Below are 21,757 nucleotides of genomic sequence, written 5' to 3'. Positions count from 1 at the left end.
GTTATGAAAGATTATTGTTGATGATGGTCCTAACGACATCCACAGCAACCGTGTTGTAACGATTGTTTGGGATAATGATGTCCGCAAACTCCTTCGAGGGTTCAATAAATTGAAGGTGCATTGGTTTCACAGCGGTCTGGTACCTCGTGAGCACTTTGTTTAAATCATGTCCGCGTTCCTGTGTGTCCCGTTGCAACCTTCGAATCAAACGTTCGTCCGAATCGGCGTGCACGAATATTTTTATATCGAACATATCCCTCAATTTGGGATTGCTCAGTACCAATATTCCCTCTACGATCATTACTTTTCGGGGAGTTGTTGGAACAGTCTCCTTCATTCGTGTTTCTTCCACAAATGAATAAATAGGAGTTTCCACGGTGTTTCCTTCCCTTAGCTGATCAATATGCTCGATCAATAAATCAAAATCTATCGAGTTGGGATGATCAAAATTAATTTTGGCCCTTTCCTCCCTGCTCATATGGGAAAGGTCATTGTAGTAGGAATCCTGAGATATCACACCTACCTCGTCCGTGGGCAATTGCTCCACAATTTGGTTTACCACCGTTGTTTTCCCGCACCCTGTGCCGCCAGCAATCCCTAAGATCAGCATAGTTTGAATTTTGGCATCAAAAATAAACAAATGATTACATCTCCTGTCTATGAACGATACAACATAATTAGCGATTAATAATAAAGAAATTAATGATCATTGTCATAATTAATCCTGCTTAATAGGTATAGCTTTGTATGATTTCTAAAGCATTAACCTTATATTTATCAAGCTAACCAATGGAAACTTCTTATATGAATAATTCTTATTCTGTCAAGGTTGGGGACGACTTTGACTTCACACTTTCCAAAGACACTATTTCTTCGTTGGATTTGATCAAAACTGGTAATGATGCCTATCATTTATTGAAGGATGGGGCATCATACCATATAAAAATTTTGGATTCCGATTTTAATAAAGGATCCTATACGATAAGCATTAATGGGAGCGAATACCAAACATCCATTCAAACCCCTTTGGACGAACTGATCAAAAAAATGGGCTTCGCCGTCAATACAGGGAAAAATATAGATTTCATTTCAGCACCCATGCCTGGTTTGATTCTGGATATTTTGGTGGAAGAAGGGCAGGAGGTAAACGAAGAAGACCAATTATTGATTTTGGAGGCCATGAAAATGGAGAACATCATTACCTCCCCCCGTAACGGAGTGATAAAAAGTGTCAGTGTATCTAAAGGTGATGCCGTTGACAAGAAACAATTGTTGATTGAATTTCAATAGAACACCATGAAAAAAATATTGGTTGCCAATCGTGGCGAGATCGCGGTCAGGGTCATGAAGACCGTCAAAAAGATGGGTATTAGGACCGTTGCCGTTTTTTCGGAAGCGGACAGAAATGCCCCACATGTACAATTTGCCGATGAAGCGGTATGTATCGGTGAAGCACCTTCAAATAAATCATATCTGAAAGGAGACAAGATCATTGAGGTGGCGAAACAGCTCAATGTTGACGGTATTCACCCAGGTTATGGATTTTTAAGCGAAAACGCCGACTTTGCTGAAGCTGTCGAGAAAAGTGGAATCACTTTTATAGGGCCAAAATCCAAGGCTATTCGGATTATGGGGAGCAAATTGGCAGCCAAGGAAGCCGTTAAAGCATACAACATACCCATGGTGCCGGGTATTGATGAAGCCATTACCGATGTGGCCAAGGCTCACGAAATTGCCGATGAAGTTGGTTACCCCGTATTGATCAAAGCCTCTGCAGGTGGTGGAGGTAAAGGAATGCGTATCGTGGAAAAAGAAGAAGATTTGGAATCTGGCATGAAGCGTGCCATTAGCGAGGCTACTTCCGCCTTTGGCGACGGTTCTGTTTTCGTGGAGAAATATGTGACATCGCCACGGCATATCGAGGTGCAAGTGATGGCCGATACCCATGGGAGTGTGCTGCATTTCTTTGAAAGGGAATGTAGTGTACAGCGCCGCCACCAAAAAGTGGTGGAAGAGGCACCATCTTCCATTTTAACGCCCGAATTGCGTGAAGAAATGGGTGTTGCCGCCTGCAAAGTGGCCAAATCCTGTGACTATATCGGAGCTGGTACGGTCGAATTTCTGATGGATGCCGATCATAATTTCTATTTTTTGGAAATGAACACTCGTCTCCAGGTGGAGCATCCCGTTACCGAATTGATCACAGGAGTGGATTTGGTGGAATTGCAGATTAAAGTGGCCCGAGGCGAAGAACTTCCCATGAAACAGGAAGACCTTACCATACATGGTCATGCAGTGGAGCTTCGGGTATATGCTGAAGACCCTTTGAACGATTTCTTGCCCAGTGTGGGAAATTTGGAGACTTATCAATTGCCAACTGGCGAAGGTGTTCGGGTGGATAATGGTTTTAAGGAAGGGATGGATATCCCAATTTATTACGACCCCATGCTTTCCAAACTGATTACCTATGGTAAAACCCGTGAGGAAGCCATTGAGCTGATGCTCGATGCCATTCAAAATTATAAAGTGAAAGGGGTACAGACTACCTTGCCCTTTGGAAGTTTTGTGTTTGCCCATGAAGCCTTCCGGTCTGGGAATTTTGACACCCATTTTGTGAAGAAGTATTATTCTCCCGAAAAAATCAAGGAGCAAACGGCCAGTGAAGCAGAAGTTGCGGCCATGATTGCCCTCTATCAATTTCTGGAAGACAAAAAAATAGTAAGATTACCTTCAAACTGAATCCTATGGATCCCAAGATAAAAGCATTACAGGAAAAAATAGCTGAAGCCCACTTGGGCGGAGGCGAAAAGCGTATTGAAAAACAGCATCAAAAGAAAAAGTTGACAGCTCGCGAAAGGGTACTTTACTTTTTGGATGAGGGCTCTTTCGAGGAAATGGGCATTTTAGTGACCCACCGAACCACCGATTTTGGCATGGACAAGGAAATGTACTATGGCGATGGCGTGGTAACAGGGTATGGAACCGTAAATGGTAGATTGGTGTATGTGTATGCACAAGATTTTACTGTTTTCGGAGGGGCGTTGTCCGAGACCCATGCCGAAAAAATATGTAAGGTCATGGATTTGGCCATGAAGGTGGGAGCACCTGTGATTGGACTCAACGATTCTGGCGGAGCACGTATTCAGGAGGGAGTGAAATCCTTGGGTGGCTATGCTGACATTTTTTATCGAAATGTACAAGCATCTGGCGTAATCCCTCAAATTTCAGCTATTATGGGACCATGTGCTGGGGGAGCAGTGTACTCGCCTGCCATGACGGATTTCATCATTATGGTAGAGGAAACCAGTTATATGTTCGTTACTGGGCCCAATGTGGTAAAAACAGTAACCAACGAATCGGTAACTTCTGAAGAGTTGGGAGGCGCCAGTACCCATGCCGTGAAATCAGGTGTGGCGCACAGGACTTCGGCGAATGATGCCACTTGTTTGGATGATATTAGAAAGTTGCTAGACTATTTGCCGCAGAACAATAAGGAAACCACACCTTTATTGCCTTATGATCTCGGTGATGAGACCAGAGAGGAGTTATCTGGTATAGTGCCGGATAATCCCAACAAGCCCTACGATATGCATGATGTGATCAATGGTATTATTGATGGGGATTCATTTTATGAAATTCATAAGGATTATGCCGAAAACATCATTACAGGTTTTGCTAGACTGGGTGGGAGAAGCATCGGAATCATTGCCAATCAGCCCATGTTCTTGGCAGGGGTATTGGGAGTGAAAAGTTCCCGAAAGGCAGCCCGATTTACCCGTTTTTGTGATTCCTTCAACATTCCGTTGTTGGTGTTGGTCGATGTGCCTGGATTTTTACCTGGAACAGATCAAGAGTGGAGTGGAATTATCATGCACGGGGCCAAATTACTTTATGCCTTGAGTGAAGCCACTGTTCCAAGAGTTACCGTAATTACCCGAAAAGCCTATGGTGGAGCCTACGATGTTATGAACTCCAAGCACATTGGGGCCGATTTCAACTTTGCATGGCCAAGTGCCGAGATTGCCGTAATGGGAGCCAAGGGTGCCAGTGAAATCATCTTTAGACGTGAAATTGCCGCAGCCGATGACCCAGAGGCCAAATTAAAGGAAAAGGAAGCCGAGTATGCCGATAAGTTTGCCAATCCATACCGAGCTGCCAAAAGAGGCTTTATCGATGAGGTAATCCTACCCAAAGACACCCGTAGCAAATTATTGAAGACATTTGCCATGTTGGAGAAAAAAGAAGTACAGACTCCTTGGAAAAAGCATGGGAATATTCCGTTGTAAGGTAGATGGTTGAAAGGTGAGTGGCCAAAGGGCAGCCTCAAATTGCACCAATTATCACGAAAAATTGAATATGCAATAATCAAGGTTTGTCAGGTCGAGCGCAGTCGAGACCTTAATCTTGGTTTGGATTAAACTTGTAGTGAGAAGCATTTCTGCACTCTGATAATATTTGCAATAGGTCCATGTCGCCCGCAGCAAGAGCAAACTTCTTTCTGGCGCCCCATTTCTTTATTCTCTTTTCAAAATAGATGGCTTGCAAAACATCATTGAATTCCTGTTGAAAAATAAGTTTCACTGGTCTTCTTCGGTAGGTAAAAGCCGTTTGGTTTGTTCCATTTTGGTGTTCGGAGAGCCTGCGTTCCACGTTATCTGTGATGCCAGTATAGGTTAGCCCATCGGAACATTTTAATATGTATACAAAGTATAGGTTCATGATTTGGTGGGTCTCGACTGCGCTCGACCTGATACCAAACCTAGCAAAGTTTTTTAAAACAGCACTCGACTGTCCGCTACCTGACACTTTGCCTACAACATGATGGTCTTTCCGGTTTTAACGGATTCATCAGCAGCAAGGACGATTTTGAGACTATTGACTGCATCATTCAAATGATGGGTCAGGTCCCGGTCGTTCACTATGGCATCCAGTAGGTATTCCTGCTCCAATAAGCAGAGCCCATCATGGTCGGGTTCATCCGCTGTACTGATCATTTCGTCTTTTTTGATGAAATGTCCGTTTGCACCAAGTTCACTGTAGTGCAATTTTAGACTTCCTGTTTTGGTGTGCCCTTCAATATCTTCGGATGCGCCTTTGTCCAAATCGCTGATGGAGATACAGCCTTTTGGTCCAATGACATCTTTGATAAAGAAAGCGGTTTCGCTCATCATGGGCCCCCAACCTGCTTCGTACCAGCCTACGGACCCATCTTCGAATCTTACTTGAAGCTGTCCATAATTATACATATCGGAAGCTATCTCGTCTGATAAGTGGGCGCCAATCGCAGAAACACTGATGGGCTTGGAGCGTGTCATGGAGCACATCACATCCACGTAGTGTACGCCACAGTCCACAATGGGCGACATGGATTTCATCAACTGTTTGTGGGTGTACCATTGTTCTCCAGAGCTTTGTTGGTTCAAGTTCATGCGCATTACCAAAGGTTTGCCAAGTGTTTGGGCCATCTCGGTAAATTTTACCCAAGTCGGGTGCACCCTCAAAATATAACCCACTACCATTTTTCTACCTTGTTTTATGGAAAGATCAACCAAGGTTTGCGCTTCTTCCACGGTCAGGGCCAATGGTTTTTCCACAAAGACATGCGCATTGATCTCCAAGGCCATTTTCACATAATCAAAATGAGTGTCAGGGTAGGTATTGATGGAAACCACATCGGGTTGTGTGGTTGTGAGTGCTTCTGCATAATCCGGAAAAGTTGGGGCATCATCCAATTCTTTTGATAACCGTTCCCTACTTTTTTCCCCACGGCTTACTAATCCCACGATGTCAAATCCATCCAACTGATGATAGGCACGTGCATGCGAAGTACCCATGTTTCCGCAACCGACTACCAATACTTTTAAGTTTCCCATTATTTATTTTATTTGATATTAAATATAGGATTATCTTGATTTTTTGACATGATTCATTGTTGGTTTCTTGTTGATATTTCCATGATAATCCCACATCATCTTAAACTACAACGTTGGATGTGTTGCCTTAACATTAAACCTTTCTTAAATACTTTACGGATCCAACGGGTATAACTAATTTTGCCTGATGGAAAAGTTAAATCAAAAACCCAACTTTGAATTTGTGGCCATGATGGCCGCTTTGATGTCGATTGTGGCTTTGGCCATTGATGCGATTCTACCTGCTATCTCAAATATCGGAGAAGCGATCAAAAGTACAGATTCCAGAGATCACCAGTTGTTGGTTACCATGATTTTTATGGGATTGGGGGTAGGACAACTTTTCTTTGGACCGATTTCGGATAGTTTTGGAAGGAAGCCCGTTGTTTATATGGGTTTTACCATTTTTCTGATTGCAAGTGTCATTTGTTTGTATGCTCCTAATTTGGAAATCATGGTCTTAGGTAGGATTCTGCAAGGAATCGGGCTTTCGGCTCCAAGAACCATCTCCATTTCCATTATTAGAGATACGTATGAGGGCGATTATATGGCCAAAATAATGTCCTTTGTTACCGCTTTTTTCATTTTAGTGCCCGTTGTGGCCCCTGCCGTAGGTAAATTGATATTGGATGCTGCTGGTTGGCAAGCCATATTCTATGTTCAAATGTTTTTTGTACTTGTGGTGGGTGCATGGTTTTGGGGTAGACAAAAGGAGACCCTTCATCCGGAATATAAAATTCCGTTTACCGGACATGTGTTCATTGATGGAGTGAAGGAATTTGTGAAATATAAGGAGACCGTTGCCTTTACCTTGACATCGGGGTTGGTTACTGGAGCATTTTTGGTCTATTTAAGTTCGGCCCAGCATATTTTTGAGGACCAATATGCTTTAAAGGAGGTGTTCCCGTACATATTTGCGGGACTGGCCGTTTCCATAGGTCTATCTACATTTTTAAACGGAACTTTGGTTATGCGTTTTGGAATGCGTAGACTTTCCTTGATGGCTACAATCCTGTTTTGCGCGGTAGCTTTGACATACTCCATTTTGTTCTTGAATTCCCCTAACCCGAGTATTTATGTGCTGGTGGGCTTTTTGTCCATCCAGTTTTTCTGTCTAGGGTTCATGTGGGGGAATTTCCGTTCCATAGCCATGGAGCCCATTGGGCATATTGCAGGGATTGGAGCGGCTATCAACGGTTTCGTTTCCACCTTGTTGTCCATACCGATTGCTACTTTTATCGGCGAGTTTGTAAAAGATACAGTTTGGCCACTTTTTGCAGGTTTGGCCATTTGCGGACTATGTGCACTTGCTATTTTCTTATTGGTGAACAGGCCCAAAAGAAGACGGGTGGTTACGACTTAATCTTTGATTGGAAAAAAGACCTCGCCGCTGCAGGAGTCCGAAGTGGCACCTGTAACGGAATTCAATACATTGGTTTTTCCTTCTAATCGGAGTACGCCCATCAACGCAAAGACCAAAGCCTCTTTGTAGGCAATCAACGTTTTATTGGGCACAATGACCCTGATGCTTGACCCTAGTTTGTTTTGAAGCGTATCCATAAAAAATTGATTGAGTGCGCCTCCTCCCGTAGTCAAGAGTTTGCTATTGGATTTACCATTGTCTTTGTGCTTGAGGGCGGCAATGGCTATCTGCTCACAATTATGATGGATGAAGGTATGTAATAAATCCTCGTTGGAAGCTTTGGATGCTTCAATCAACGGAACAATTTCGGCAGTGAACCATTCATACCCTGTGGATTTGGGGTAGGGCAAACTATAATAGGGTAAACTGTTCAATTTTTGCAAAAGCGATTGGTCCAGTTTTCCTGAGCGGGCCAACTTGCCATTTTCATCATAGGCCAGTCCCATTTTATGTGTGATGTAATTCAAAGGCATGTTTGCCAATCCAATATCGTAGGCAATGCGTTGCCCATCTTTGTCAAAAGATATATTGCTGATGCCTCCCAAATTCAGGCAAAAATCATATTCATGGAACAACAGCTTATCACCAATGGGCACCAAAGGTGCTCCTTGTCCCTTTAGGGACACATCTTTGGTCCTGAAATCACATACTACTTGTTTGTCAGCAGTATTGGCCAATAATTGCCCATCCCCCAATTGAAATGTGACACCGTCTTCGGGTCGATGGTGTGATGTATGACCGTGACTGGCAATGAAATCAACTTCTTCGTCCAATTCATCGATGAACAATTTGGATTGTTGCCCCAACCAAATACCATAATCTTTGTGTAGTTGCTCATGGTCTTCTTCGGAAAGATGGATGGCGTTTTTCAGATATTCCCGCATTTCATCAGAATAGTCGACTTCGGTGGTATTTTTGATTAAAAAATTCCATTTTCCATCGTCCTCCCAAATATGGCAATAGGCCATGTCCAAACCATCCAAGGAGGTACCGGACATTAATCCCAAGACTTTATAAACACTCATGGTTGAAAGGTTTTTAGTTGTATTGGGAGCTTGCCCTTTGCTTTGATTTGACCAGAGAAATGCTCAAAAGCCACCTCTTGGAATTCTGTGAAATCTTGATAGACCAGCACAACGTTGGAGTTGGGTCGTAACTTTAAAATATCAAGCACATACGGATTGCCAAAAAGATAGACCAAGGCATTTTTTTCTGATATCAGCTTGTGGATGGAAGCTAAGGTGTTGTCATCAAAACCGAATTGATTTTTGGGCTTCACGGCTGGCGGAAAGATGCTCAACAATATATCTTGCTTATTGGATGTCAATGCAGTATCTAGATCAACCACGTTGGCCACTGAGTGAGATGAAAACAGCTTTGAAAAGCTGTTTTCCTTACTCGAGTTTACCGAAACATTCAAGAAATCGGAAGATTTTATTTTTTTTACAACTGATGTGTCACCATATAATTCTGTGATGGAGTATTCCGCGATTTTTCGGTTTAGGTTGGAATAGTTGTTAGGGTCTTGTTGATTTGAATGGGATTCTTGTGAAAATACTTTTTGTTTTAGGGCCCAAATCCTGTCAAAACTCTTTTGAATTCGATTTTCAGAGGCATTTGCCATGATTTCATCAATCCCTTCGGCCACATTTTCACTAAAACAAAGGACATCCATTCCAGCCATGAAGGCAGCTTTCTCCAAGTTACCTTTTTGAGGGAATTTTTTGGACACGGCATGCATATTCAATGCATCGGAAATTACTACGCCATCAAAGCCCAATTGTTTTCTCAATAAATCCGATATGATTTTGGATGAGGTTGTGGAGGGATTATCGGTATCCAATTGGGGCAGTGACAAATGGCCCACCATTACAGAATCCACACCGGATTCAATCATTTTTTTGAATGGGTATAGTTCATTTTCCATGAGCTCCTCCAACGATTTGTCTATGATGGGCAATCCCAAGTGGGAATCCGTTGTCGTATCGCCATGCCCTGGAAAATGCTTGATGGAGTTCAGGGTGCCACTATCCGTCATTCCTTTTAAGAATGCTTCGGCTTTATCAAGGACGCTCTCTCTATCATCCCCGAACGAGCGATAACCAATCACGGGGTTCTCTGGATTGTTGTTGATGTCCACCACTGGGGCCAAGTTCCATTGAATACCTGCTTGTCTGCAGTCGTTCCCAATGGCTTTGCCCACTTTGTGGATAAGATCGTTGTTGTTTGTCAAAGCACCCAAAGTGATGGCATACGGGAATTGAGGAGTGTTTTCAATACGCATGGCAAGTCCCCATTCTGCATCAATGGCGATTAGGAGAGGCACAGATGACGCTTTTTGATAGCGTACAATAAGCTCCAACAATCGGTCGTAGCTCTGTTCATTGTACACAATTTTTTTCTTCCCTTCAAAATTGGTTGCGGCACTGGCCCTGCTATGGAAAAAACAAATAGAACCCACATGGTGGTCTTTGATGAGTTGTTCCATTTGTTGCACCTCCTCTTCGGTATCGTTGATGAAAACTGCGGGCATGAACAGTTGCCCCACTTTTTTTCTTAGGGTCAACGGTTCAGTTGGGAGTGTATATGTTTTGGAAATCTTAGTCATTGGATGTTGCTGTTTTTTTACCGTAATCTTCAGGGTATTTTAAGTATCGAAGCACCAAAAATGCGGGAAAGGCAGCAATTACCACCCATATAAAGAAGCCATCATAGCCCAACCATTCTTGAATGTAGCCGCTCAGCATACCTGGCAACATCATGCCCAAAGCCATAAAACCTGTGGCTATGGCGTAATGGGATGTTTTGGAAGCACCTTCGGCCACGTAAATGAGGTACATCATAAAGGCGGCAAAACCAAAGCCATAACCAAACTGTTCGAGCACCACGGTACCGACCACGGCATATATGCTGGTGGTTTGCGTTATCGCCAAGAGTGCATAAAGTGCGTTGGGCAGGTTTAGTGCGAGTAACATGGGCAACATCCACTTTTTAAGGCCATCGCGGGAAATTAGAATTCCTCCGAGTATGCCTCCAAGGGATAACATAATGATGCCGACCGTACCATAGATGGTACCTACAGCTTCTGTGGAATAAGCCAGTCCGCCAACTTCCAATTCATCGAGTAGGAAAGGAGAAGCCATTTTAACCAATTGTGATTCCCCTAACCGATAGGTCAAGATGAACAAAAGTGCCGCTCCGATTTGAAGCTTTTTGAAAAAAGTGGCAAAGACCTCAAAGAATCCTGCTGGCTTTTCTTTGGGTTCGGTCGTGGTTTCTTCGAATTTCGGTGCTGTAAAAAAGTTGGAAATAGTGAGGGCGATCATTAAAACCGCTGCACTGATCATGGTAATGGACCACGCTTTGGTATTGTCCCCGTACTGATTCTCCAAAAAACCTGCGAAAATTACCAAGAGACCTTGTCCGGTAACCATGGCCAATCGGTAAAATGTGCTTCGCAATCCAATGAAGAATGATTGCTTTTTCTGTGTTAGACCAATCATGTAATAACCATCGGATGCAATGTCGTTGGTTGCCGAGGCGAATGCGGCCATCCAAAAAAATGCCAACGTGATGGTAAAAAATGAATTTGATGGCAAGAAGAGTCCAATACCCAAAAATGCCAGTGAGATAATCAATTGCATGCCCAAAAACCATTTTCTCTTGGTGCCATTGAGGTCCACAATAGGACTCCACAAGGGCTTAATTACCCAAGGAAGATAGAGCCAACTGGTGTACAAGCCTATTTCCGCATTTCCAATGCCCAAGCGTTTGTACATGATCACGGAAACCGTAACAACTAGAATGTAGGGAATTCCCTGGGTAAAATATAAAAATGGAATCCACAGCCAAGCGTTTTTGTCTTTTGGAGCTACATTCATTTGGGTTGCTTTAATAGGTTTTGATAAATACTTTTCTCAGACTTTTCAATAATCTTCGCGTTCACGACTTGCTCATAATAAGCAGCAGGTCCGACCCCGCCGATAATGGCATAGGCATAACCCATTTCCTTGAGTCCCAACAACGATTTTACCAAAAGGATTTTCCCAATGCCCTTGCCTCTTTGATTAGCCAGCACTCCTGTAGGGCCAAAAAAGTTCTTTGCGGTGCTTTCAAAACAGGCAAAACCCAAAATCTGCTGGTCTCGTTGTGCGATGAAACAATTTACGGGCAAAGCGGAAAAGGCGGCTTCCGTTTCATCTGCCCAGTTTTTGCTGAAATGCTTGTTGACCCAGTCCACTACAATGCTTTTTTCTGGTGCAATCGGCCTTTTAAAGATGATGCCTTCTTTCTCAAAGAGGTTTTTTTCCTCAAAGGAGATGTCGGGTAGGTCTAAAAGTCGAACAAGCATGTCCTGCATCATCTTGGTTTAATTTGTGTTAATTGATTGCATGGCACTTTGGTTGCCATATGCATCACTTATATTCATTTGCAAATCACTTCGCGATTGCTTTTTGGTCAAATTGAATTGATAACATCCTTCCATGTCACTCTCTGAAAGGTATTGTTTTCCAATGAGTTGTGATTCCTTTCTTTTGGATAGATAAAGATTCAAAAACCGAGGAACATTATCGGTATGGCTAATGCAAATGCTCAATTTTTGATCACTGAGCTGAATGGAACTGATAGCTGGGAGTTGAATAGCTCGAACAAGCTTGTTCAATGGCCCAGGGTTTAGTGCGGGAAGTCTGTAATACTTTCCTCTAAGCTTCTGATTGACCTTCTCGTGCTGCCCAATCAAGGACTTGGCACTAAAAAAGATATTGCCGTCTATGTTTTCCAAATCACGGGCATAGTTCAATTGCTTTGGTATTTCGTTTTTCTTTTCCCAAGCCTTGTCCGCATTGTTCTTGATCTTGTAGGTGCCATTTCCAACATATAAATTGGTATTTGGGGTATTCTCGGCCCACCAATTGGCGATTATTTTGTGTGATGCCACTGGGTATTCCATACTCCAATACACTTGGGGCGCCAAATAATCCAACCAGCCTTGCTGTACCCATAAAACGGGATCTGCATAAAGGTCTTCATAGGTGGTTTGTCCAGCTTTGGTGTCGGAACCCATGGGATCGGTGCTTTTGTTTTTCCAGACACCGAACGGACTTATCCCGAATTGAACCCAAGGCTTATGTTTTTTAATGGTCTCGTGGACATCTTTTACCAAAGAGTCCACATTGCTACGTCGCCAATCTTCCAATGTTTGGTTGGGCAAACCGTATTTGGAAAAGGTTTCTGCATCGTCAAAGGTCTCTCCTTCTACTTTGTAGGGATAGAAATAATCATCAAAATGGATGGCATCTACCTCATATTGGGAAACCAATTCCTCAATGATTTGATTAAATTTTTTGCGGACTTCCGGGAGTCCAGGATTGTAATAGTTCTTTTTGCCGTATTGGATGATCCAATCGGGGTTTTGGTAGTAATCGTGGGTTTTGGATAGTAAAGTGGTATCCAAACTAACTGTGGCTCGATATGGATTTAACCAAGCGTGGAACTCCATCCCTCGCTTGTGGGTTTCATTGATCATCCATTTGAGCGGTTCATCAAATCCTGATGGAGTTTTTCCTTCAGTTCCACTCAGGTATCTGGACCATGGTGCCAAATCGGTAGGGTAGAGGGCATCGCCTGCTGTTCGAACTTGAACTATGGCCGCATTGAAATTCATTTTTTGATAGAAATCGAGAATATCGATGAAGTCCTGTTTTTTCTTGGCAACATCGTCATCTGGATGTTTGGGCCAGTCAATATTGGCCACAGTAGCAATCCATACGCCCCTAAATTCTTTTTTTGGTGCTTTGGAAACTGCACAGGAAAGCAGGAAAAGTAGCGGGATTATGTATAAAACTCGATGCATATAAGCGAAAAAAAAGGCCTACGTATGCACTAAATGTAGGCCTTTTAAAGATTAATTAAACAACTAACAACTTAAAAACATTGTCTTTTGGATGGTCGGGTCATCTGGAATGCCGGTATTGTTATTCTATTTCTGTATTTTTAGGTTTGGATAGTGGTGTTCACAAAGATTTCCAATTTTATTGTACCTGTTTTTAAAAAACCAATCCCAAGTTTTAGTAAAACTTAGGATTGGCATGAGTTTTAAGCGATATTGCTTATTCTTCTGTATTCCACCAAACAGGTGTTGTGAGCCTGACATAAGGGTTGTTGTCCGGCATATTTATATAATTTCGGTCTTCCTCATTGTATTCATACATCATTGCCTGTATCCAGTCATCCTCTCCTGGAAAAATATCCAGGTTAACATTTTCCGGTCTTTGCAGACCAGGATAAATATCAACGCTATAATCCATTCTGCGCATATCTACCCAAGTCTCAGGATTTAACATATTGGCAATATATTTCTGAACCATGATATGTGACAGGCTCAAATTGTCACTGCCTATTTGGTCGTCCAATTCACTCAAGTACGAAGTGATTTCTGTGGAAGGCACCCCTAATTTTTCCATGTCGGCCTGTATGCCCGCCTTTAATGCGGTATACGCTCCAACAGCATCCCCCTTACTGAGTAGGGCCTCAGCTTCAATGAATTTGACCTCACTATAGGTCATCATGTAGGTAGGAGAAGTTGCACTGGTATAGAAACCTCCGTTGCCAAGCGAGAAATCTTCTGAAGGTAATCCGTCCAAACCACGTCCTGTTACCACACCGTGATAACCGCCATTAACGGCCTCGGGAACAATGATGCTGAGTCTGGGATCTTCATAGGGAGTTTCTAGGTCCAAAGAATTCTTAAGGAGTTCTACGAAGAAATCTGAGAAATAGTCAAAGCGAGAAGATCCATATCCAGTTGAACTGAATGGCTGGTTGTCATTTTCCGCTTCGCCTCCACCAAAACTCACTAGTGCATTGTCGGCATTGGAAGTAAATGCTTCCTGGCACAAGGCAATGATTTCATCGGCGTCATAAGAGCTCTTTTTGGATAAGTGATTCAAGTACCTGGCTTTGAGAGCCTTTGCGAATTTTATCCATTGCTCTTTATCCCCCTGATAAAGTACATCGCCTCCTTCTTGGTTCAAATCTATTTCGCTAGGTTGTTCCAATTCCACTATGGCTTCATCCAGGAACTGGAATATAGTGGAGTAAACTTCTTCTTGGGTCACAAACTCTGGAGTAAGGTTCATGGACGACTCTCCATCATAGGTCTCATCGGTTACGATGTCGCCATATTGATCTGTGGTCATTCCAAAAATATATGCCCTTAATATTTTACCGACAGCCACATAGTTGGGAGAATTGTATCGATTCCCCAGAACAATGAGATCGGCAGTGTTGGGCAGAGCATATACATAAGCATTTTGCCACAAAAAATAGCGTCCGGTCGTTAAATAAGAACTCCAAGTCTCTGAATAATAATCCGCAACGTTTTGGGATCCGTACTGGACCACTCCCAAAACCTCTCTCATTCCCCTGTATTGGGCTGTACCCGTGGTATTCTCTATAGCTCCTTGAATCCTGTATTGAGGTTCCAAGGATGTGGTTGTGGGGGCCGTCTCTGAACTGTTCACATCGAAATAGTCATCCGAGCAGGACGCCATTCCAATGAGCAACAGTGATATATATATGTTTTTTATGATTTTCATAGTCTTTTTGTTTTAAAAAGTGAATTTTAGTCCTAAATCAAATCCTCTGGTATTGGAAGTTCCCAAGTTATCAATATACATAGATCCAGCACCTGAGATTCCCGCTCCAAAAGTGTTTACATCTGGATCTACTCCACTGTAATTCGTGATTGTCAACAAATTCCTTCCGGTGGCATAAAACTCAAGGGAGGATAAGGATAACTTGTCCAATAGCGTTTTTGGGAACTTGTAACCAAGAGTCACATATCTTAAACGTGCAAAAGAACCATCTTCAATAAAGTTCTCAGAGTTCTGGGAATAGTAATTTTGGTAATAATCCTGGTTCATTACCACTGGTGTTTGGTTCTGGACCCCGCTAGCATCCACTCCTTCAATTACAATGCTTTCTCCTCTATTAAGGGTAATGGGGCTTTGGCCATAATACACCAAGGCAGAGGATGTGGCATTATAGATATCCTGTCCTTGGGCTATATCAAACAAAAAGGAAAGGCTTAAATTCTTATACTTGAAGCTATTGGTAATTCCCAATGTCCAATCCGGTAGCCTGTTCACGTTATCGTATACCGCATCTTCCAATACTGGTAATCCATTGGACTGTACAAGTACTTCCCCATTTTCATTTCTTTGTGGGCGTTTACCTCTAAGACCGAAAAGCGAGCCGTCCAGAATGGCTGCACCTGCCGCTGAATTCATAAAGGTCCAAGAATCGGATAGGTACACTTCACTTAAAAATCCAGGAAGATCTGCTACCGTGCTCTTATTGGTTCCGAAGTTAAGGGTGGCGTCCCATGAAAATCCTTCTGGGTTGTTGAAAATATAGGCAGAAAGCAATGCTTCGAACCCTTCGTTTTCTATGGAGCCTCCGTTAAGGGTGGCATAAAAGGTCCCTGTGGTCGGGGGAACCCTGATGTCCCTTAATATCTGATTGTCCGATTTACTGTTGTAGTAGGTAACTTCCAAAGAAAGCCTGTTTTCAAAAAACCTCATATCCGCACCAAATTCAAAACTATTGGTAAATTCTGGTTCCAAATTTGGATTTCCCACATTTACCCCGTTCCAAGCATAACCCGAACTGGCAGCCCCGTTCAAGTTTTTGCCCAATGAACTCTCCAAGGCTCCTATAGGAGCATCTTTTCCTACTTGTGCCCATGTACCCCTAACTTTTAAATAATTAAAGTTATCAGTCGAAAAATCAAATAAGTCGGTCAATATGGCCGATGCTCCTACTGAGGGGTAGAAAAAGGACCTCTTGTCTTTAGGCAGGGTGGATGTCCAGTCATTTCTGCCAGTAGCGGTCAAGAACAGGGCATCTTTCCATCCCAGTTTAATATCACCGAAAACACCAACGATTCTTTTTCTGTTGATTATTTCAGAGATAGATTGATTTTCTATATCCACATTGGCAATGCTATATATTCCAGGAGCTTGGAAACCATCTCCATAGGTATAGGTAGTTCTGATATCCAACTCTTCCACTGAGTTTCCGACCATGGCTTCTAAAGAAAAGTCTTTCGCAATTTGTTTATTGTACCTTAAAAACAAGTTGGATGTAAGACGACTATGGTCTCTTTCGAATTGGCTGATATAGCCATCTTCCCTGTTTTCGATCAAGGAACCGGTACCTATTACCCTTTTGTTGAATTCGTGGTAGTCATCGGTACCTACCTTATAGGTCAGGGTAAAATCATTTAAGAAAGTATAGTTCAAGTTCAATACCCCGATAAACCTTTTAATATCATTGTTGTTCGGACTATTGTCAATACTCCAATAAGCGTTGTCGAATTGTTGATCTAAGAAGAATGGCTCTTGGACTCCGTCTTCATTAAGGTAATCTTTTGCATTAACATTGACAGGATAGGCCAAAAGGCTATTGAGGCTGCCTCCGGAAGAGTTCCCCTGACGTGTGCTGGAAGTTTTAGTGTTGATGTAATTTCCTGAAACCCCTACGGTAAGATTATTGCCCAATTTGGAGTTGGCATTGATCTTAAAAGAGGTTTTGTCATAGCTGGTGCTCGGAATGATTCCATCTTGTGACATATCGCCTATTGAAAAGTACAAGTTGCTTTTTTCTGTACCACTGGAATAACTCACATTGTGGTTCTGGGTAATGGCTGTCTTGTAAAAATCCTCCATATTGTAATAGATGGGGGTTCCAGCAGCTAGCGGTGCACCCCAAGAAAAAGAAGATTCCGGATCATATTCGGTACCCGTTTCATCCACAATTTCCCTTCCTTTTCCGTACATACTTTGCACATCAGGAGTTCCAAGTATTTTGTCCACGGACAAAGAGCCTGAATAACTTACCTTGCTTACTCCAGCTTTTCCTTTTTTAGTGGTAATGATCACGGCACCACTGGCAGCTTGAATTCCATAAAGTGCGGCGGCGGCAGGTCCTTTTAAAACAGAAATACTCTCCACATCCTCTGGATTTATATCCGAGGCCCTATTGATACTGGCCACATCCAAAGAAGAATTTGTTGAGTTGTCTATTGGGATTCCATCCACTACAAATAACGGCTGGTTGTTTCCAGTTATGGAAGAACCACCCCTTATCAAAATAATGGAAGATGTTCCCGGGGCACCCCCAGAGGAAACAATGTTGACCCCTGACACCTTTCCTTGAAGTCCATTGACCATGTTAGCTTGATTTCCTTCCAATAGTTGCTCTGCCTTTACATTTTGGATGGAATTTGTCAACGACTTTTTGTTGGCTTCCATTCCCAAGGCGGTTACCACTACCTCATCAAGGCTTGTAAGATCTTCTTCAAGGGCGATGTCCCTTGAAATGGTAAGGTTTCCACCAGCATCAATAGCAACTTTTCGGGTTTTGAAACCAATTGAGCTGAATACCAAAATGTGTGCTCCGGATTCCAAATTCGCTGTAAAACTGTAGTTCCCATCAAAATCGGTTACTGTACCGAAAGATGTGTTTTCAATAAATACCGATGCACCGGCCAAAGAAAGGCCCGTACCGGTTTCTGTAACGGTTCCCGTAAAGGTGTACCGACTCTGGGCAAACGCCGAAAGCGTTGACACCATGAGCGCGAATAGCACCAATCGGAACCTCAATCCTGAATAATCATGAAGTTTTCGCATAAAAATGAGTAGTTTAATTTAATTGAGTTTAGTTTGAACGAGTAGTTATTGTAGCGTTATTTTTAGAAATGATAGCGCACAAAGCCTTCCATGGCTTCGTACTCTGCCATTCCGAGTGCGTTATATCTGTTAGCTGTGTCTTTGTTTCTTTGTTCTGCACGTTGCCAGAACTCCCTTTCATCATTGCCAGGGAACATGGCACTGTCCTTTTGGGACTGGTGTTTGAAAATGGCATTGATTTTTCGGGCCATATCCTTTGGACCGATAGGCACTGCCATTTCCATATCGGCGATGTCCCATTCCTGCCAAGCTCCACGATAAAGCCATACGTAACAGTTTCTAATCCATTCCACACGGTCTTCCTTCAATTTTTCCAGGGCCTTGAAAATAATTTGAAGACATACCCTGTGCGTTCCGTGGGGGTCGGACAGGTCACCTGCGGCAAATATTTGATGCGGTTTTATTTTGTTGAGCAAATCGTAAGTTATTCGAACATCCTCATCGGATAAGGGTTTCTTTCTAACCGCGCCTGTTTCGTAGAAGGGTAGGTTTTGAAAGTGGGCATTCTCTTCGGATACGCCACAATATCTGCAAGCGGCCAAGGCTTCTCCTTTTCTGATGAGTCCTTTGAACTCTTGAATCTCTGGGCTGTCCAGTTCCCCGGGCTCTTTGTTGGCCAGGAACTCCCGTACTTCTTTGATTTTTTTTCTAAGCTCTATATTGTCTTTTTGTACGTCAGTGGCAAAATCCAAGAAACGGATGACTTCATCATCGAATACGGCTATATTACCTGAGGTTTGATATGCCACATGAACGTCATGCCCTTGATCTACCAACCGTAATAGTGTACCTCCCATGGAGATCACATCATCGTCGGGGTGTGGACTGAATATCAATGAGGTTTTTGGATGTGGTTGCGCTCTTTCAGGTCTTTGACTGTCATCTGCATTGGGCTTTCCTCCAGGCCAACCTGTGATTGTGTGTTGTAATTGATTGAAGACCTTTAAATTGATCTGTTCTGCAGACCCCACTTCGGCAATCAAATTGCCCATTCCATATTCGTTATAATCCTCGTTGGTCAGCTTTAGAATGGCCTTGTTCAATTTTTCCGATAACCAAATGGTAGCCGTTTTGATCAGTTTTTCATCCCAATCACATTCTGTTGCCAGCCAAGGTGTTTTTACCCTTGTCAATGATGATGCGGCAGCTTCATCCAAGACAAAATCACAATTATTGTGGTGCTGTAAGAAAGTCGCGGGAACCGATTCTTTGATTTCACCTTCGACAGCCTGCTGGATGATACTGGATTTTCCCTCGCCCCATGCCATCAAAATTATTTTCCTGGCATTCATGATGGTACCCACACCCATGGTTATGGCCCTTTTGGGAACGTTTTCTTCCCCAAAGAAGTCGCTTGCGGCATCAAGACGGGTAACGCGATCCAAACGAATCAATCTTGTTTTACTGTTCAACGTGGAACCTGGCTCGTTGAACCCAATATGCCCAGTTCTACCGATACCCAATATCTGAATATCGATTCCACCAACATTTTTGATTTTTTCTTCGTAATCCTCACAATACTTCCTTACGTCTTCCATGGAAAGAGTCCCATCTGGGATATGTACGTTGTGCGGTTCTATATCGATATGATCGAACAAATGTTCGTTCATGAACCTTACATAACTGTGGATGGAGTCGGGTTCCATTGGGAAATATTCGTCCAAGTTGAAAGTGATCACGTTTTTGAAACTTAGTCTTCCTTCTTTATGGAATTGCACCAAGTAATCATAAACCTTTACGGGAGTGGATCCCGTTGCCAAACCTAAAACAGCTTTGGTTCCCTGTTCTTGTTTCTGCTTGATCAAACTTGCGATTTCATTGGCTACCGACAATGAAGCTTCGTCTGAATCCCCATGGATAATAGTGTGGATTTTTTCAAATCTTAATTCTTCCTGATAAGGCTGGTACATAAAAAATTTATAATATTCCAGCAAAATGCTGAAAAGTTAATTCCAAATATATGCAAAAAACTGCAAATGATGCAATTAAATGCTAATTTTGATTAATATATCTCAAGCGCTGCAAGATTTTGCAGTATTTTGCCGTTATTGCTATTGTTTTCGGTATTTATTTAACTTTAAACCACCTTATGTTAAAGGAAGAGAGGCAACAGTTCATTATTAACGAGGTAGGAATCCACAACAGGATTCTATTGACGGACATAGCTGACCAGCTCAATGTTTCGGTCGATACCATACGTCGGGATATCAAAGAGTTGCATGCTGCCAAACAGTTGAAAAAAGTTCATGGTGGCGCAGTTTCCTTGGGGTTCAACAACTATAATCCCACGGGAAAGAAAATCTATTCCCTTGAAAAAAAATCGCAAATCGCGGAAAAGGCCTTGGGGCTTATCAAAGACGGACAGGTGATTTTATTGAGTGGGGGAACCACCAACTTGGAATTGGCCAGAAGGTTGCCTCCCAAGCTTAAATTGACCTGTTTTACCCCTAGTTTGCCAATTGCCGTGCAATTATTGGGCAAAAATAATATTGAGGTGATTTTTATAGGGGGACGCTTGTCCAAAGACTCTCAAATTACCGTTGGCGGGAGTGCCATAAACATGCTTTCTGAAATAAAAGTTGATATTTGTTTTTTAGGGACCAATTCAATTCATCCTATGGAGGGACTTACCGAGTTCGATTGGGAAATAGTACAAATGAAAAAGGCAATGATCCACAGTTCCAGAAAAGTGGTGTCGCCTTGTATATCCGAAAAGATAGGGTCTTTGCAACGATATAAAATATGTGGCGTTGAAGAAGTGGATGTTATGATTACAGAACTGGAACCGTGGGATGTGAAACTTGATGCATTTAAAAATTTGAACATACAAATTCTATAAAGTAAAGGTAGTGGTAGAAAAGCACGTTAAGATTACTGAGGAACCGTCCAACTATGATAGGTTGGAGGAAATGGATAGTTTGGAGATTGTGGCCAATATCAACCAAGAGGATAAAAAAGTAGCAAATGCGGTTGAATCGGTACTGCCCCAAGTGGCCAAAGTAGTGGATGAAATGGCCAAGCGCTTTGAAAAAGGAGGAAGGCTTTTTTATATAGGAGCGGGAACAAGTGGAAGGTTGGGAATTCTGGATGCTTCTGAAATACCACCTACTTTTGGAATGCCCCATGATCGGGTAATAGGACTTATTGCTGGAGGAGACCAAGCTATTCGCAAGGCGGTTGAAAATGCTGAAGATGACACGGAACAAGCGTGGAGGGATCTTCAAGAGTACTATATAAATGAAAATGATGTTTTGGTGGGAATTGCAGCCTCAGGTACCACTCCTTATGTTCTTGGCGGGGTTGCCGACGCAAAAACCCATGGAGTTTTAACGGTGGGTATCACCAACAATCCTGGCTCGCCTTTGGCGCGGGCAACGGATATCCCCATAGAAGTGAATGTAGGGCCCGAATTTTTAACCGGTAGTACCCGAATGAAAAGCGGAACCAGTCAAAAATTGGTGCTGAACATGATTTCCACTGCCCTGATGATACGTGTAGGTAGGGTAAAAGGAAATAAGATGGTGAACATGCAATTGAGCAACACCAAGTTGGTGGACAGGGGAACGCGCTACATCATGGAGGAATTGGGATTGAACTATGATGATGCGGAAAAAGCCCTCAAAAAATATGGCTCGGTAAAATTGGCCGTTGATGCCCTTAAAAAATAG

General features: G+C 42.7%; 17 protein-coding genes. 6 read left to right on the top strand and 11 right to left on the bottom strand.

The features are described 5' to 3' along the window. Position 1: 1 nt before the first annotated feature. Positions 2 to 610 carry a uridine kinase gene (gene udk / locus PY092_RS06460; protein ID WP_275615034.1) on the bottom strand — a complete coding sequence of 203 codons (609 nt, stop codon included), beginning with the start codon at positions 608 to 610 and terminating at the stop codon, positions 2 to 4. A 194-nt stretch (positions 611 to 804) separates the two neighbouring features. Here udk and PY092_RS06455 point away from each other — a divergent pair, with 194 nt between their 5' ends. From PY092_RS06455 to PY092_RS06445, 3 genes are read left to right on the top strand one after another with little or no spacing between them, the layout of a single operon-like run. Beyond that, positions 805 to 1,290, top strand: coding sequence for an acyl-CoA carboxylase biotin carboxyl carrier protein subunit (locus tag PY092_RS06455; protein WP_275615033.1), 486 nt, complete (start codon positions 805 to 807; stop codon positions 1,288 to 1,290). A 6-nt stretch (positions 1,291 to 1,296) separates the two neighbouring features. Continuing rightward, positions 1,297 to 2,739 (top strand): acetyl-CoA carboxylase biotin carboxylase subunit, encoded by a 1,443-nt coding sequence (gene accC / locus PY092_RS06450; RefSeq protein ID WP_275615032.1) that lies wholly within the window; start codon positions 1,297 to 1,299, stop codon positions 2,737 to 2,739. A 5-nt stretch (positions 2,740 to 2,744) separates the two neighbouring features. Beyond that, positions 2,745 to 4,286 carry an acyl-CoA carboxylase subunit beta gene (locus tag PY092_RS06445; RefSeq protein WP_275615031.1) on the top strand — a complete coding sequence of 514 codons (1,542 nt, stop codon included), beginning with the start codon at positions 2,745 to 2,747 and terminating at the stop codon, positions 4,284 to 4,286. Between the two features lie 112 nt (positions 4,287 to 4,398). Here PY092_RS06445 and PY092_RS06440 read toward each other — a convergent pair whose 3' ends face one another. Both PY092_RS06440 and PY092_RS06435 read right to left on the bottom strand, forming a co-directional pair. Further along, positions 4,399 to 4,719 (bottom strand): GIY-YIG nuclease family protein, encoded by a 321-nt coding sequence (locus PY092_RS06440; protein WP_275615030.1) that lies wholly within the window; start codon positions 4,717 to 4,719, stop codon positions 4,399 to 4,401. A gap of 92 nt (positions 4,720 to 4,811) precedes the next feature. Next, on the bottom strand, positions 4,812 to 5,873 hold the full coding sequence (locus tag PY092_RS06435; protein WP_275615029.1) for a Gfo/Idh/MocA family protein: 1,062 nt from the start codon (positions 5,871 to 5,873) through the stop codon (positions 4,812 to 4,814). A gap of 187 nt (positions 5,874 to 6,060) precedes the next feature. Between PY092_RS06435 and PY092_RS06430 the strand changes: the two genes are divergently transcribed. Beyond that, on the top strand, positions 6,061 to 7,275 hold the full coding sequence (locus PY092_RS06430; RefSeq protein ID WP_275615028.1) for a multidrug effflux MFS transporter: 1,215 nt from the start codon (positions 6,061 to 6,063) through the stop codon (positions 7,273 to 7,275). On the opposite strand, the gene PY092_RS06425 is transcribed toward PY092_RS06430, so the two are convergent. From PY092_RS06425 to nagB, 8 genes are all read right to left on the bottom strand, one after another. Continuing rightward, positions 7,272 to 8,360: an anhydro-N-acetylmuramic acid kinase gene (locus tag PY092_RS06425; RefSeq protein WP_275615027.1), complete on the bottom strand. Its 1,089-nt coding sequence runs from the start codon at positions 8,358 to 8,360 to the stop codon at positions 7,272 to 7,274. The genes PY092_RS06430 and PY092_RS06425 overlap by 4 nt on opposite strands. Next, positions 8,357 to 9,943 carry a glycoside hydrolase family 3 protein gene (locus tag PY092_RS06420; protein WP_275615026.1) on the bottom strand — a complete coding sequence of 529 codons (1,587 nt, stop codon included), beginning with the start codon at positions 9,941 to 9,943 and terminating at the stop codon, positions 8,357 to 8,359. The genes PY092_RS06425 and PY092_RS06420 overlap by 4 nt, the downstream gene beginning before the upstream one ends. Beyond that, positions 9,936 to 11,216: an MFS transporter gene (locus PY092_RS06415; protein ID WP_275615025.1), complete on the bottom strand. Its 1,281-nt coding sequence runs from the start codon at positions 11,214 to 11,216 to the stop codon at positions 9,936 to 9,938. The genes PY092_RS06420 and PY092_RS06415 overlap by 8 nt, the downstream gene beginning before the upstream one ends. Further along, a complete protein-coding gene (locus tag PY092_RS06410; protein ID WP_275615024.1) occupies positions 11,213 to 11,698 on the bottom strand; it encodes a GNAT family N-acetyltransferase in 486 nt (161 codons plus the stop codon). Before PY092_RS06410 ends, PY092_RS06415 begins: the two co-directional genes overlap by 4 nt. Before the next feature lie 6 nt (positions 11,699 to 11,704). Next, positions 11,705 to 13,189, bottom strand: coding sequence for a glycoside hydrolase family 10-like protein (locus PY092_RS06405; RefSeq protein WP_275615023.1), 1,485 nt, complete (start codon positions 13,187 to 13,189; stop codon positions 11,705 to 11,707). 256 nt (positions 13,190 to 13,445) lie between these two features. Then, on the bottom strand, positions 13,446 to 14,933 hold the full coding sequence (locus PY092_RS06400) for a SusD/RagB family nutrient-binding outer membrane lipoprotein (RefSeq protein WP_275615022.1): 1,488 nt from the start codon (positions 14,931 to 14,933) through the stop codon (positions 13,446 to 13,448). Positions 14,934 to 14,945: 12 nt separating this feature from the next. Further along, on the bottom strand, positions 14,946 to 18,029 hold the full coding sequence (locus PY092_RS06395; RefSeq protein WP_275615021.1) for a SusC/RagA family TonB-linked outer membrane protein: 3,084 nt from the start codon (positions 18,027 to 18,029) through the stop codon (positions 14,946 to 14,948). 62 nt (positions 18,030 to 18,091) lie between these two features. Further along, a complete protein-coding gene (nagB, locus tag PY092_RS06390; RefSeq protein ID WP_275615020.1) occupies positions 18,092 to 19,999 on the bottom strand; it encodes a glucosamine-6-phosphate deaminase in 1,908 nt (635 codons plus the stop codon). Positions 20,000 to 20,178: 179 nt separating this feature from the next. Between nagB and PY092_RS06385 the strand changes: the two genes are divergently transcribed. Both PY092_RS06385 and murQ read left to right on the top strand, forming a co-directional pair. Next, positions 20,179 to 20,928 (top strand): DeoR/GlpR family DNA-binding transcription regulator, encoded by a 750-nt coding sequence (locus tag PY092_RS06385; RefSeq protein WP_275615019.1) that lies wholly within the window; start codon positions 20,179 to 20,181, stop codon positions 20,926 to 20,928. Positions 20,929 to 20,938: 10 nt separating this feature from the next. Then, complete coding sequence (gene murQ / locus PY092_RS06380) at positions 20,939 to 21,757, top strand: N-acetylmuramic acid 6-phosphate etherase (protein WP_275615018.1); 819 nt, start codon at positions 20,939 to 20,941, stop codon at positions 21,755 to 21,757.

This window comes from Flagellimonas yonaguniensis (assembly GCF_029193885.1).
GTDB lineage: Bacteria > Bacteroidota > Bacteroidia > Flavobacteriales > Flavobacteriaceae > Flagellimonas > Flagellimonas yonaguniensis.
This window is presented reverse-complemented; position numbering and strand designations above follow the sequence as displayed.

Bases quoted from the DNA above. Each gene is read 5' to 3' on its own strand.
- PY092_RS06385 (WP_275615019.1), top strand. From the start codon at position 20,179: ATGTTAAAGGAAGAGAGGCAACAGTTCATTATTAACGAGGTAGGAATC.
- PY092_RS06400 (WP_275615022.1), bottom strand. From the start codon at position 14,933: ATGAAAATCATAAAAAACATATATATATCACTGTTGCTCATTGGAATG.
- PY092_RS06445 (WP_275615031.1), top strand. From the start codon at position 2,745: ATGGATCCCAAGATAAAAGCATTACAGGAAAAAATAGCTGAAGCCCAC.
- udk (WP_275615034.1), bottom strand. From the start codon at position 610: ATGCTGATCTTAGGGATTGCTGGCGGCACAGGGTGCGGGAAAACAACG.
- PY092_RS06430 (WP_275615028.1), top strand. From the start codon at position 6,061: ATGGAAAAGTTAAATCAAAAACCCAACTTTGAATTTGTGGCCATGATG.
- PY092_RS06405 (WP_275615023.1), bottom strand. From the start codon at position 13,189: ATGCATCGAGTTTTATACATAATCCCGCTACTTTTCCTGCTTTCCTGT.
- PY092_RS06435 (WP_275615029.1), bottom strand. From the start codon at position 5,873: ATGGGAAACTTAAAAGTATTGGTAGTCGGTTGCGGAAACATGGGTACT.
- nagB (WP_275615020.1), bottom strand. From the start codon at position 19,999: ATGTACCAGCCTTATCAGGAAGAATTAAGATTTGAAAAAATCCACACT.
- accC (WP_275615032.1), top strand. From the start codon at position 1,297: ATGAAAAAAATATTGGTTGCCAATCGTGGCGAGATCGCGGTCAGGGTC.
- PY092_RS06415 (WP_275615025.1), bottom strand. From the start codon at position 11,216: ATGAATGTAGCTCCAAAAGACAAAAACGCTTGGCTGTGGATTCCATTT.
- PY092_RS06395 (WP_275615021.1), bottom strand. From the start codon at position 18,029: ATGCGAAAACTTCATGATTATTCAGGATTGAGGTTCCGATTGGTGCTA.
- PY092_RS06425 (WP_275615027.1), bottom strand. From the start codon at position 8,360: ATGAGTGTTTATAAAGTCTTGGGATTAATGTCCGGTACCTCCTTGGAT.
- PY092_RS06420 (WP_275615026.1), bottom strand. From the start codon at position 9,943: ATGACTAAGATTTCCAAAACATATACACTCCCAACTGAACCGTTGACC.
- PY092_RS06440 (WP_275615030.1), bottom strand. From the start codon at position 4,719: ATGAACCTATACTTTGTATACATATTAAAATGTTCCGATGGGCTAACC.
- PY092_RS06410 (WP_275615024.1), bottom strand. From the start codon at position 11,698: ATGATGCAGGACATGCTTGTTCGACTTTTAGACCTACCCGACATCTCC.
- PY092_RS06455 (WP_275615033.1), top strand. From the start codon at position 805: ATGAATAATTCTTATTCTGTCAAGGTTGGGGACGACTTTGACTTCACA.